The 12,071-nt window shown below is 58.9% G+C and carries 10 protein-coding genes; 3 read left to right on the plus strand and 7 right to left on the minus strand.

All coding sequences use genetic code 11. The annotated features are described in order from the left end of the window. Positions 1-202: 202 nt before the first annotated feature. The gene (locus C7534_RS13340) at positions 203-388 is read right to left on the minus strand and encodes a hypothetical protein (RefSeq protein WP_046029626.1); all 186 of its coding nucleotides are present in this window, start codon (positions 386-388) and stop codon (positions 203-205) included. Between the two features lie 392 nt (positions 389-780). On the opposite strand from C7534_RS13340, the gene C7534_RS13345 reads away from it, so the two are divergent. Then, positions 781-2,406, plus strand: coding sequence for a glucan biosynthesis protein D (locus tag C7534_RS13345; RefSeq protein ID WP_077430816.1), 1,626 nt, complete (start codon positions 781-783; stop codon positions 2,404-2,406). A 191-nt stretch (positions 2,407-2,597) separates the two neighbouring features. On the opposite strand, the gene C7534_RS13350 is transcribed toward C7534_RS13345, so the two are convergent. The 3 genes from C7534_RS13350 to C7534_RS13360 all read right to left on the minus strand — a co-directional run bounded on the left by C7534_RS13350 (position 2,598) and on the right by C7534_RS13360 (position 6,236). Then, positions 2,598-3,704 carry an NADH:flavin oxidoreductase/NADH oxidase gene (locus C7534_RS13350; protein ID WP_046029058.1) on the minus strand — a complete coding sequence of 369 codons (1,107 nt, stop codon included), beginning with the start codon at positions 3,702-3,704 and terminating at the stop codon, positions 2,598-2,600. Positions 3,705-3,928: 224 nt separating this feature from the next. Beyond that, positions 3,929-5,638, minus strand: coding sequence for a single-stranded-DNA-specific exonuclease RecJ (gene recJ / locus C7534_RS13355; protein WP_046029056.1), 1,710 nt, complete (start codon positions 5,636-5,638; stop codon positions 3,929-3,931). Positions 5,639-5,693: 55 nt separating this feature from the next. Continuing rightward, positions 5,694-6,236, minus strand: coding sequence for a YaeQ family protein (locus C7534_RS13360; protein WP_046029054.1), 543 nt, complete (start codon positions 6,234-6,236; stop codon positions 5,694-5,696). 147 nt (positions 6,237-6,383) lie between these two features. Between C7534_RS13360 and C7534_RS13365 the strand changes: the two genes are divergently transcribed. Beyond that, on the plus strand, positions 6,384-7,583 hold the full coding sequence (locus C7534_RS13365; protein WP_046029052.1) for a CaiB/BaiF CoA transferase family protein: 1,200 nt from the start codon (positions 6,384-6,386) through the stop codon (positions 7,581-7,583). Between the two features lie 109 nt (positions 7,584-7,692). Further along, positions 7,693-8,505: a TIGR02285 family protein gene (locus C7534_RS13370; RefSeq protein ID WP_442963205.1), complete on the plus strand. Its 813-nt coding sequence runs from the start codon at positions 7,693-7,695 to the stop codon at positions 8,503-8,505. Positions 8,506-8,675: 170 nt separating this feature from the next. Here C7534_RS13370 and C7534_RS13375 read toward each other — a convergent pair whose 3' ends face one another. From C7534_RS13375 to thrC, 3 genes are all read right to left on the minus strand, one after another. Further along, the gene (locus tag C7534_RS13375) at positions 8,676-8,963 is read right to left on the minus strand and encodes a DUF3509 domain-containing protein (protein ID WP_109786036.1); all 288 of its coding nucleotides are present in this window, start codon (positions 8,961-8,963) and stop codon (positions 8,676-8,678) included. Between the two features lie 162 nt (positions 8,964-9,125). Further along, positions 9,126-10,478 (minus strand): transporter substrate-binding domain-containing protein, encoded by a 1,353-nt coding sequence (locus C7534_RS13380; protein WP_109786037.1) that lies wholly within the window; start codon positions 10,476-10,478, stop codon positions 9,126-9,128. 133 nt (positions 10,479-10,611) lie between these two features. Next, entirely contained in the window at positions 10,612-12,021 is a 1,410-nt protein-coding gene (thrC, locus tag C7534_RS13385; RefSeq protein ID WP_077430817.1) for a threonine synthase, read from the minus strand. Positions 12,022-12,071 lie beyond the last annotated feature (50 nt).

The following is a 12,071-nucleotide window of genomic DNA, read 5'->3' on the forward strand; positions in this document are numbered from 1 at the left end:
TGTCCATCGGCTCACGGTTTCGATCCACGCTTCCTCCCCACACTCGGTCGCCCTCATGCAGTTGCGCTTCACTTCGTTCGCTGTGGCCAGCTTACGGCGGGACTTTCACCCACAAGATTGCGCCCATGCTGGGCGCACATGAAAAAGGGGCGGACTTCACAGTCCGCCCCTTGGCTTTCCAACAAGACTTAATCTCAAACCTTCAAAACCGCGAAACACTCCGCATCGCATCCACCAGATACCGCATCGCAATCCGGTCGCTCTCCGACAGCTCGCGATACCGTTGCAGCAACTTCAGCTCGTCCGGGCTGAGCCGACGCCTTCGCCGGCCACTCGCCAGGCACGGAAGGATTCCTAACATATCGGTGAGTCCTTGTACTTTCGTCATGGACGATGTCCTTCTATAGGTCTGTGGAAACTTCAAAAACCGCATCGCCCTTTCCTCTTCATCAGTCGCCGGCCTGAAGGGCAGAAACCGGTCATGACCACAGAATAGAAACTATCTGCGCGCTGAAAAGCGATTTTTAGAGTAATTAGTCAAAAAAAGCAGAAATGCCCTATAAATCAGAAAGTACTGTCGGAAAACTTCACCGACATTTCTTGTTTCATTGCTGCACTGACAAAGTGTTACCCATCAATTCTTGTCTGCAATCGAACGGTTTAAGCTATTTGGCATCTGTTTAAAGTCCGTTGCGTTTGGCCGAAGGCATGTCCGAACCGATATTTTTGATCCAGCACGTGCCAGGAACGGCGCGGGATTGTTCACGACAGGTTGTACTTATGCATCGCAGGAACTTGCTCAAAGCGTCCATGGCCATCGCGGCTTACACCGGTTTGTCTGCCACCGGCCTGTTGGCCGCCCGCGCCTGGGCGGGCAATGGCACAGCGGATGGCGAGGCCCAGGCCTTCGATTTCGAAGCACTGAAAATTCAGGCCAAGCAACTTGCCGGCAACCGCTATCAGGACACCAAGCAGGTGCTGCCGCCAACGCTGGCGACCATGACGCCGCAGAATTTCAACGCCATCCGCTACGACGCGAACCATTCGCTGTGGAAAGACCTGAACGGTCAGCTGGACGTGCAGTTTTTCCACGTCGGCATGGGGTTCAAGCAGCCGGTTCGCATGTACAGCGTCGATCCCAAGACGCGTCAGGCGCGCGAGGTGCATTTCCGCCCTTCCCTGTTCAACTATGAAAAAACCACGGTCGACACCAAACAACTGACGGGCGATTTGGGGTTTTCCGGGTTCAAGCTGTTCAAGGCCCCGGAGCTGGACAGGCACGATGTGCTGTCCTTCCTTGGCGCGAGTTATTTCCGAGCGGTGGATAGCACCGGGCAATACGGGCTGTCGGCACGCGGCCTGGCAATCGATACCTACGCAAAGAAGCGCGAGGAATTTCCGGACTTCACCAAGTTCTGGTTCGAGACTCCGGACAAGGACAGCACCCGTTTTGTGGTCTATGCCCTGCTGGATTCGCCGAGCGCCACCGGCGCTTACCGTTTTGACATCGATTGCCAGGCCAATCAGGTGGTCATGGCGGTCGATGCCCACGTCAACGCGCGTACTGCCATCGAGCAACTGGGGATCGCGCCCATGACCAGCATGTTCAGCTGTGGCACCCATGAACGGCGCATGTGCGACACCATTCACCCGCAGATTCACGACTCGGACCGTCTGGCGATGTGGCGCGGTAACGGCGAGTGGATCTGCCGCCCACTGAACAACCCGGCGAAACTGCAATTCAACGCCTTCGCCGACACCGATCCCAAAGGCTTCGGCCTGGTGCAGACGGACCATGAATTCGCCAGCTATCAGGACACGGTCGACTGGTACAGCAAGCGTCCGAGCCTGTGGGTAGAACCTACGACCGCATGGGGCGAAGGCTCTATCGATCTGCTGGAAATTCCTACGACCGGTGAGACACTGGATAACATCGTCGCGTTCTGGACCCCGAAAAAACCGGTCGCGGCCGGCGACTCCCTGAACTATGGCTACAAGCTGTACTGGAGCGCGCTGCCACCGGTCGGCACGCCATTGGCTCGGGTCAACGCCACCCGTTCGGGCATGGGCGGCTTCACCGAGGGCTGGGCGCCGGGCGAGCACTACCCCGAAGTCTGGGCGCGGCGTTTTGCCGTGGACTTCACTGGCGGCGGCCTCGATCGCTTGCCCGAAGGTGCCGGGATCGAGCCGGTGGTGACGTGCTCGAACGGGCAGGTGAAGGATTTCAACGTGCTGGTGCTCGATGACATCAAGGGTTACCGCATCACCTTCGACTGGTTCCCGACCAATGACAGCGTCGAGCCGGTGGAGCTGCGGTTGTTCATTCGAACCAATGACCGGACGTTGAGTGAAACCTGGTTGTATCAGTATTTCCCGCCAGCGCCGGATAAGCGTAAGTACACCTGACAGTTAATGGTTGTCTGGGCTGGCCCCATCGCGAGCAAGCTCAGCGCCTACAAGTGTATGCGTTCGATACGATACCCTTGTAGGAGCTGAGCTTGCTCGCGATGAGGGCCTGACAGACAACAAACCTCAGTGCACAGAAACGCAAAAGCCCCAGTCAACTCGACCGGGGCTTTTTGGTTTTACAGCGTCAATCAGTCACGCAAATCCGACTCATGAATCGGCTGCTCCCGATGGGTCGCGCGTTGGTATTGCGCCGGCCAGATGGCCTTGCGTCCACCCAGGTCATCATCGGCATGCAACGGCCAATACGGGTCGCGCAACAACTCACGGGCCAGGAAGATGATGTCCGCCTGACAGGTGCGCAAAATGTGCTCGGCCTGCGCCGGCTCGGTAATCATTCCAACCGTGCCAGTGGCAATGCCCGACTCCTTGCGCACACGCTCAGCGAAGCGGGTTTGATAACCGGGCCCTGTCGGAATTTCGGCATTGGCTGCCGTACCGCCCGAGGAAACGTCAATCAGGTCCACGCCCAACGCCTTGAGGCGTCGCGCCAGCTCTACCGTTTCATCCGGGTTCCAGCCGTCTTCCACCCAATCGGTAGCCGACACCCGCACGAACAGCGGCAGCTCTTCAGGCCATACCGCACGCACCGCTTCAGTGACTTGCAGCACCAGCCGAATCCGGTTCTCGAACGAACCGCCAAATTGATCGCGTCGCTGATTGCTCAGGGGCGAAAGAAATTGATGCAACAGGTAACCGTGGGCGGCGTGTATTTCGACCACTTTGAAACCAGCGGTCAGTGCGCGCCGGGCCGAGTCAACAAAAGCCTGGACGACCTCGGCGATCTCGCTTTCATCGAGCTGCCGTGGGTGGGTGTGCTGCGGGTCAAATGCAATCGTCGAAGGCCCCACCGGCACCCAGCCACCGTCTTCGGGCTTGACGCTGCCATGTTTGCCGAGCCACGGCCGATGGGTGCTGGCCTTGCGCCCGGCGTGCGCCAACTGGATACCGGCCACAGATCCCTGGGCGGCGATAAAGCGCGTGATGCGTTGCAGGGGTTCGATCTGTTCGTCGTTCCACAGGCCGAGGTCCTGGTCGGTGATGCGCCCGTCGGCGGTGACCGCCGTGGCTTCGGTAAACACCAGGCCGGCACCGCCGACAGCGCGACTGCCGAGGTGGACGAGGTGCCAGTCATTGGCCAGCCCATCGACGCTGGAGTACTGGCACATCGGAGAGACCGCAATACGGTTGAGCAGGGTCAATTGACGCAGGGTATAGGGTTCAAGCAGCAGACTCATGGGTCACCTCTCGTATCAGTGGGCAGGCTCCAGGGTTCTGTTTGAAAAGTCGACGAGTGACATGAAAAAGGCGCAGCACCCGCCCCCGCGGGCAAAAAATTCGACAAGACGTCACAAGGATAATCAAGCAGTGATTAGAGCCTAGTCGACATCGGGGGATGAGGGAGGGTTCAGATGAATTGGGGGTCAGAAAGTTTGCTATCGCGGGCAAGCCCGCGATGGAGTCAACGCGGTTCGATGTGGACAATCATCAACTGAACGGTTTCGTTGCCACGGAACTCGTTGAGGTCGAGCTTGTAGGCCAATTCCACCCACTTGATGGTCGGGTTCGGCCAAATATCGCGGTCGACGCCGAAGGCGATACCGTCGAGTTTGACCGAACCGCATTCGCTTTTCAGTACCACTTTGAGGTGACGTTCGCCGACCACGCGCTGCTCGACCAATTGGAACACGCCATGGAACAACGGCTCCGGGAAGTGCTGCCCCCAAGGACCGGCATGTCGCAGGGCACGCGCCAGCTCGAGGTGAAACTCTTCGACCGCCAGCGTGCCGTCCGACAGCAGGCGCCCGGTCAGGTCTTCTTCACGCAATTGTCGCCGCACTTCGGCGTCAAAGGCCTCGGCGAACAGCGGAAAATTCGCTTCCGGCAGCGTCAGGCCAGCCGCCATGGCATGACCGCCGTATTTGCTGATCAGGTTCGGATGCTGCGCTGCCACCACGCTCAACGCGTCGCGAATGTGGAAGCCCTGAACCGAACGCCCCGAGCCCTTGAGCAAACCATCGCCCGCATCGGCAAAGGCGATCGTCGGACGGAAATAGCGCTCTTTCATACGCGAAGCGAGGATCCCGATGACCCCTTGGTGCCATTCGGGGTCGAACAGGCATAAGCCGAACGGCATCGACTCGACCGGCAAATCCTTCAGTTGCGCCAGCGCTTCACGCTGCATGCCCTGCTCGATGGATTTGCGGTCCTGGTTCATGCCATCCAGCTGGACGGCCATTTCCCGCGCCATTCCCGCGTCTTCGGTGAGCAGGCATTCGATACCCAGGCTCATGTCGTCCAGCCGCCCTGCCGCGTTCAGGCGCGGGCCGACAATGAAGCCCAAATCCGTGGAGGTGATGCGTGCAGGTTCGCGCTTGGCCACTTCCAGGATGGCCTTGATTCCCGGCCGGGCACGTCCGGCGCGAATTCGCTCCAGGCCCTGGTGCACCAGAATCCGGTTGTTGGCATCCAGCGGCACCACGTCGGCAACGCTGCCCAGCGCCACCAGGTCGAGCAGTTCACCGATGTTTGGCTGCGGGCGGCTCTCGTACCACCCGAGGCTGCGCAGACGGGCGCGAAGAGCCATCAGCACATAAAAAATCACCCCGACGCCGGCCAGCGCCTTGCTCGGAAACTCGCACCCTGGCTGGTTCGGGTTGACGATGGCATCGGCCAGCGGCAGTTCATCGCCCGGTAAGTGGTGATCGGTAACCAGCACGTTCAGGCCATGCTGCTTCGCCGCCGCGACACCTTCGACGCTGGAGATCCCGTTGTCCACGGTAATCAGCAGCTGTGGCGAACGGGTCAACGCCACTTCGACGATTTCCGGTGTCAGGCCGTAGCCATACTCAAAACGGTTCGGCACCAGGTAGTCGACATGAGCGGCGCCCAGCAGGCGCAATCCCAACACGCCCACGGTGCTGGCGGTCGCGCCATCGGCGTCGAAGTCGCCGACGATCAGAATCCGCTGCCGCTGCTCCAGCGCCGTCACCAGCAAATCCACGGCGGCATCGATGCCTTTGAGCTGCTGGAACGGAATCAGCCGCGCCAGGCTCTTGTCCAGTTCAGCCTCGGTGAGCACGCCCCGCGCTGCGTACAGGCGGGTCAGCAGCGGTGGCAGATCACCGAGAAATGGCAGAGTGGCAGGCAGTTGGCGAGGATCGATACGCATGGGGTGACGGAGGCTTCTCTTGAATACGTGGGATTAATCGGGTGTCGGCGCAGGATCAGCCGCGCTCACCTTGCAGCCATTGCAACTGGACTTCGTGCTGACCACGGTCGTCGGTCACGAAAATCGTCCCTTCGCTGATCATCACGTCCCACTTGATAACGCGTGGCATGTCCTTGGCCAGGGTTTCCAGGACTTCCTGCGGCACGGCGGCGATGTTGACGTTTTTCAGGGTTTTGATCGCCGGGATCACTTTGGTTTCCCAGACACGCAGGCTGCCGTAGGCCAGCAGGCTGGTGCGTTCGGTGCGACGCGAGCACCAGGTCAGGCGATCGGCATCTGGCTGACCGACTTCGATCCAGTGCAGGACACGGTCGTCCAGGCTCTTTTCCCACAGAGCGGGTTCATCCACGTCTGACAGACCACGACCAAATGACAGCTGCTCGTTGTACCAGAAGGCGTAGGCCAGCAGCCGCACGGTCATGCGCTCTTCGGTTTCCGAAGGGTGACGGGCGATGGTCTGCTTCACAGTCTGGTAAACGCTGCGGTCGAGGTCGGTGAGGTTCAGTTCAAACTTGTAGGTCGTGGACGGCTGGGCCATGAACGGGCTTCTTGATACGAGGAAAGGCGGCAAGTCTAACCGATGCTGTAGGCAATCAACGAATTGAAGGCGATGAACCTTGGTCGTCTGACGTTCGGCTATGTTAAAACGCTGTATCCGCTCAGCCTTTGCCCTACAGGATCCCGCATGCCGCTTACAGGAAAACCGCTCTCAGGTTTGAAAGTCATTGAATTGGGTACGCTGATCGCCGGGCCGTTTGCCTCACGCATTTGCGGCGAGTTTGGCGCTGAAGTGATCAAGATCGAATCCCCCGACGGCGGCGATCCGTTGCGCAAATGGCGAAAACTGTACGAAGGCACTTCGCTGTGGTGGTTCGTTCAGGCACGCAACAAAAAATCCCTGACCCTCAACCTGAAACACCCTGACGGCTTGGCGATTCTGAAAAAGTTGCTGGGCGAAGCCGACATCCTGATCGAGAATTTCCGCCCTGGCGTGCTGGAAAAACTGGGCCTCGGCTGGGAGACCTTGCACGCGCTGAACCCGAAACTGGTGATGGTGCGTCTCTCCGGCTTCGGTCAGACCGGGCCGATGAAAGACCAGCCAGGTTTTGGCGCGGTTGGCGAATCCATGGGCGGTTTGCGCTATATCACCGGTTTCGAAGACCGACCACCGGTACGCACCGGGATTTCCATCGGCGACTCGATCGCGGCGCTCTGGGGCGTGATCGGCGCACTGATGGCCCTGCGTCATCGCGAAGTGAACGGCGGTCTCGGCCAAGTGGTCGACGTGGCGCTGTACGAAGCGATCTTTGCCATGATGGAAAGCATGGTGCCGGAGTTCGATGTGTTTGGTTTCATTCGCGAACGCACCGGCAACATCATGCCGGGCATCACGCCCTCCTCGATCCACACCAGCGCCGACGGCAAACATGTGCAGATCGGCGCCAACGGCGATGCGATTTTTAAACGGTTCATGCTGATCATCGGCCGCGAAGACCTGGCCAATGACCCGGTGCTGGCCAGCAATGACGGGCGTGACAGCCGTCGCGACGAAATTTATGGCGTGATCGATCGCTGGGTCAACTCACTGCCGCTGGACACGGTTATCGAACAGCTGAATCAGGCCGACGTTCCGGCCAGCCGGATCTTCAGTGCCGAAGACATGTTCAGCGATCCGCAGTACCTGGCCCGGGAAATGTTCCTGCAGGCCAAGCTTCCGGACGGCAAAGATTTCAAGATGCCGGGAATCGTGCCGAAACTCTCAGAGACACCCGGCACTTCGCAATGGGTTGGGCCGCAACTGGGCGAGCACAACGCACAGGTACTCCAGGAACTTGGCTATGACGCGACGCAGATCGCACAACTGCGCAAAGACGGAGCTATCTAAGCTGAGGCGCCTGCTTGCGTTGCCCTTTAGACCTAGCACGTCGTCCGACGCGCGGGTGACAGGCGCGTTGCTGTTGATATTTCTGCTCGGCGGCCTGGTCTCATCGGCGATGGCACAACCCAGGGAAACCCTGGTCTGGTTGATGCGAGATCTACCGCCCCTGACCATTTTCGAAGGACCGAAAAAAGGTCAAGGCGTCATCGATCAGCTGTTGCCTCTATTGATCGCCGGCATGCCGCAATACGAACACACCGTCATGCGGGTCAATCGCGCTCGCGGCCTGCAAATGCTCCACGAGCCGTCCCTGACCTGCGATGCGGCGTTGAACTGGAGCAAGGAGCGTGAAAGCTGGATCGCATTTTCCCTCCCGGTTTTTCGGGCCATGAGCAATGGTTTGGCGGTCAGACGGATAGATCAACCGGTGCTGGAGCCCTTTATTCGGGACGGTGAAGTAGACCTGGCGGCCCTGCTGGCCAGTGGTCGCGAGAAGCTGGGGATTATTGCCGAGCGCAACTACGGCGAATACCTCGATGCATTGCTCAAACAAGCACCGCCCGGTGCGTTGACGTTGCACTACGGAAACGACGCCTTGGGCAGTCTGTTGCAAATGCAACGCCTGGGGCGCTTGCGACTGTTGTTGGGTTACCGCCCGGAAATCCGCTATCAGGCCCAACAGCAAGGGATAGCGGAAGATGAATTGCAGTTTTATCCGATTCGCGGCACCGGCAAATACCTCTCCGGCTACATCGGTTGCACCGACACTCCCAAGGGTCGGCAGGCCATCGTCGAGATCAACCAGTTGCTGCGCAAAATGCCGCGCGATCATTTGAGCGAGGCCTATGCGGCCTGGCTCGATCCGGAAAGTCGCGGCGCCTATCTGGAAGAGACCCGGGCCTTTTTCGAGCATCAGGCCGGGCAGTGACAAATCGCAGGCAAAAAGAAACCCCGAGCAGTGGGGAGACAACTCGGGGTTAAACGTGGCCTACATAAAGACCCGTAACAGCAAGCGACAAGCACCGGAGCACAATGCTTGATCCTGCTGCTGTAGGGTCTGACTGATCTGTGCGCAGGAAGGTTCCCACAGATGTCACTTCAATTTCGGCTAGCCAGCATTTTGTCCTGAGCGGCATTGCGCAATGCCGCGATAACGCAAGGCTCCAGCCGTCCTTCGGCAATGAGCACGTCGCGGTGCAAGCCGTCGACGACGTCGGTCAGCAGACGTTTGTCGGTCAACTGAGCCTGATTGAAGGCCCGTTCGACGACAATGACGCCGGTCGCATTTTTCAGTGTTACCAGGCATTCGCCATGGGCACCCGACGGGGACAGCGTGACCTGATACGGGCTCAGCGCTTCACCGAGCAACAGACTGATACTTTCCATCTCGATCACCACTCAATAGTCCGAAAACAAAGTGCCTGGGGCGTGCTCACCATTAGTGACCACTGGCCCGAGTAGAAAGTTCTGGATTCCAGGTACACGCGCGTCGGCGCCTCTGGTTGTTAGAGCATGCACGGCAAAGATGACAGGGAAAAAACAAGCGCATCACCCGTCGCGGCTCCGCCCCCTGTCCGTCCAGCCGCCCAACAAACCACGCAATTGGCCATCGGCGCTATAGAACGGCACCGTCCACTGGTAGATATCCCTGATACCGTTCTTGAACTGCAATTGACGCTCGCTGAACCGCGCCTTGCGCGTACTCAACTGGCTGATGAACTCGGCATGCAAACGTTCAGCAGTCGCTTTGGGCAAGACATCCAGTTCAATCAACTGTCGGCCCTGAATCTGCTCGAAACGGGTCGCCAGGCTCTCCTCGTAACTTTTGTTGCACATGATCAAACGCCCTTCCAGATCACGCACAAACATCGGATCGGGCATGGCATCCATCAAGGCGTGCTGAAAGGCGAGCTGGTCGCCGAGGCTTTTCTCCGCTTCCAGCCGTTTCTTGATCAACACCGTGAAGCGACGACTCCACAGCAACGACAGCAAGCCAAACAGACTGACGAAGACCACTCCCCAGCAACCCCACTGGCTTAGCCGCTGCCATACAGTGGGCGCGTGCACCGGGCTGATACCGTCGAGCCATTTCAAGCGAATGGCGCGCAACTCGGCAGGCGGAAAAGCTTCGAGCGCTTTGTTGAGGATACTCAACAATTGCGCCTGGCCTTTGCGGACCGCCAGGTAATCGGGGTCCCACTTTCCCTCCAGGGTATGCCACACCTTAAGCTGTCCCGCGGGATAGAGATGCGCACCGATTTCGTTTTCGATGGTGGCATACGCCTCACCGCTCTCGACCAGCGCCCGGCCTTCGGCATAGGTTTTCACCGAGCGCAACACGATCGCCGGATGGTCACGACGAATCGTCGCCTCCAGCGCATGCCTGGCCGGTAGCACCAGCACCCGTTTTGCCATTTGATCCAGAGACTCAACGACAGGCATCCCCGCGCGCCCGATCAGCACCCAGCCAGCGCCCCCGAACGAGTGACTGAAATCCATAAACGTCTTGCGCTCGTCATTCATTGCCAGCGTCGTGGTCATGTCCGCGGCTCCACTTTCCAGACGCCCCATCAACTGATCAGTGGAAAACGTCTCTTCGTGAACAAATTGCAAGCCTGTCATGGCGCTGATGCGGTTGAGCAAATCGTTGTTCAAGCCGCTCCATTGACCGTGCTCATCCTTGAACAGATACAGCGGGTACTGCGCCGAAGCGACAATCACCCGAGGGTGTGCAGCAATCCATTCACGTTCTTGGGCATCGAGCTCGATCATCGCTCTGACGGCAGGCTCCGCGGACTGCGGCACTGCCAATTGCGCTGCTGTTGCCCCTTGAGCAAAACCCAGGGCAATGAGTAAAAACATCCAGCACACGGCTGGTTTTAATCCTTTGAAAAACTGCATCACCACTTCCTTGCTGTTCAACTCGTCTGTCCGTCATAGGCGGCTCTTCATTAACGAAGTGGGACAAGTGTGGCATGCAGAAACGAGAAAGCCCGTCAGGAGACGGGCTTCAAAATGTGACAGCTTTTAGCGCTTACAAGGGTTTACCACGGTTGCCATGCTGACTGACAAAGGCCTGTACAGCTTTCAGGTCGTTCGGCAACACGGTGCAACGCTCATCTCGCTCAAACAAATCAGAAAGATGTGCAGGGAGCTCAAGCGCTTTTCCTACGCCAGCCTTCTCCACCGCGTCCGGGAATTTGACCGGATGGGCCGTCCCCAGAATCACCATTGGAATATCCAGGCTACGACGGCACTCGCGCGCAGCTTTCACGCCGATGGCCGTGTGCGGGTCCAGCAATTCGCCGGTCTGCTCGTACACTTCGGCGATGGTTTCGCAGGTTTGTGCATCATCCACAGCCAGCGAATCAAACAGCTTGCGGGCTTCGGTCCAGCGCTCCTCTTCAACGCTGAAACCGCCACCCTGTTTGAAGCTGTCCATCAGGCCGGCAATGGCTGCACCGTTGCGACCGTGCAGGTCAAACAGCAGGCGTTCGAAGTTCGACGACACCATGATGTCCATCGACGGCGACAGCGTGGCGTGCAGGGTTTCCTTGACGTACTGATTACCGCTCATGAAGCGGTGCAGGATGTCGTTGCGGTTGGTAGCGACGATCAACTGGTTGATCGGCAGGCCCATGTTGCGCGCCAGGTAACCGGCGAAGATGTCGCCGAAGTTGCCGGTCGGCACCGAGAACGATACCGAACGCGCCGGGCCACCCAGCTGCAGCGCTGCGTGGAAGTAGTAAACGATCTGGGCCATGATCCGCGCCCAGTTGATCGAGTTCACCGCCACCAGACGCGTGCCTTTGAGGAAGCTCTGGTCGGCGAAGCTGGCCTTGACCATTTCCTGGCAGTCATCGAAGTTGCCTTCGATGGCGATGTTGTGGATGTTCTCGCCGAAGATCGTGGTCATCTGGCGACGCTGCACTTCCGACACGCGGTTATGCGGGTGCAGGATGAAGATGTCGACGTTTTCGCAGTGCTTGCAGCCTTCGATGGCGGCCGAACCGGTGTCGCCGGAAGTAGCGCCGACAATCACCACGCGCTCACCGCGCTTTTCCAGCACGTAGTCGAGCAAACGACCGAGCAGTTGCAGGGCGAAATCCTTGAAGGCCAGGGTCGGGCCGTGGAACAGTTCCAACACCCATTCATTGCCGTTCAGCTGACGCAACGGTGCCACGGCGTTGTGCGAGAACACGCCGTAGGTTTCTTCAAGGATCTTTTTGAAATCGGCGTCGGGAATGCTGCCGGTAACGAACGGGCGCATGACGCGGAAAGCCAGCTCGTGATACGGCAGGCCGGCCCAGGAGGCGATTTCTTCCTGGGTGAAACGTGGCAGGTTTTCCGGGACGTACAGACCGCCGTCGGTGGCAAGACCTGCCAGCAGGACGTCTTCGAAATTCAGGGCCGGTGCCTGGCCGCGGGTACTGATGTAACGCATGACTGACTCCAATGGACAGTGTTCGTAGTGCCGGGCCCGCAAGCGAGCCC

The organism is Pseudomonas sp. OV226 (assembly GCF_003148705.1).
GTDB lineage: Bacteria > Pseudomonadota > Gammaproteobacteria > Pseudomonadales > Pseudomonadaceae > Aquipseudomonas.

What these genes read in the sequence shown, in the direction of transcription:
- C7534_RS13350 (WP_046029058.1), bottom strand. Translation starts at nt 3,704, where the DNA reads ATGAGTCTGCTGCTTGAACCCTATACCCTGCGTCAATTGACCCTGCTC.
- C7534_RS13345 (WP_077430816.1), top strand. Translation starts at nt 781, where the DNA reads ATGCATCGCAGGAACTTGCTCAAAGCGTCCATGGCCATCGCGGCTTAC.
- C7534_RS13380 (WP_109786037.1), bottom strand. Translation starts at nt 10,478, where the DNA reads ATGCAGTTTTTCAAAGGATTAAAACCAGCCGTGTGCTGGATGTTTTTA.
- recJ (WP_046029056.1), bottom strand. Translation starts at nt 5,638, where the DNA reads ATGCGTATCGATCCTCGCCAACTGCCTGCCACTCTGCCATTTCTCGGT.
- C7534_RS13375 (WP_109786036.1), bottom strand. Translation starts at nt 8,963, where the DNA reads ATGGAAAGTATCAGTCTGTTGCTCGGTGAAGCGCTGAGCCCGTATCAG.
- C7534_RS13365 (WP_046029052.1), top strand. Translation starts at nt 6,384, where the DNA reads ATGCCGCTTACAGGAAAACCGCTCTCAGGTTTGAAAGTCATTGAATTG.
- thrC (WP_077430817.1), bottom strand. Translation starts at nt 12,021, where the DNA reads ATGCGTTACATCAGTACCCGCGGCCAGGCACCGGCCCTGAATTTCGAA.
- C7534_RS13360 (WP_046029054.1), bottom strand. Translation starts at nt 6,236, where the DNA reads ATGGCCCAGCCGTCCACGACCTACAAGTTTGAACTGAACCTCACCGAC.
- C7534_RS13340 (WP_046029626.1), bottom strand. Translation starts at nt 388, where the DNA reads ATGACGAAAGTACAAGGACTCACCGATATGTTAGGAATCCTTCCGTGC.
- C7534_RS13370 (WP_442963205.1), top strand. Translation starts at nt 7,693, where the DNA reads ATGGCACAACCCAGGGAAACCCTGGTCTGGTTGATGCGAGATCTACCG.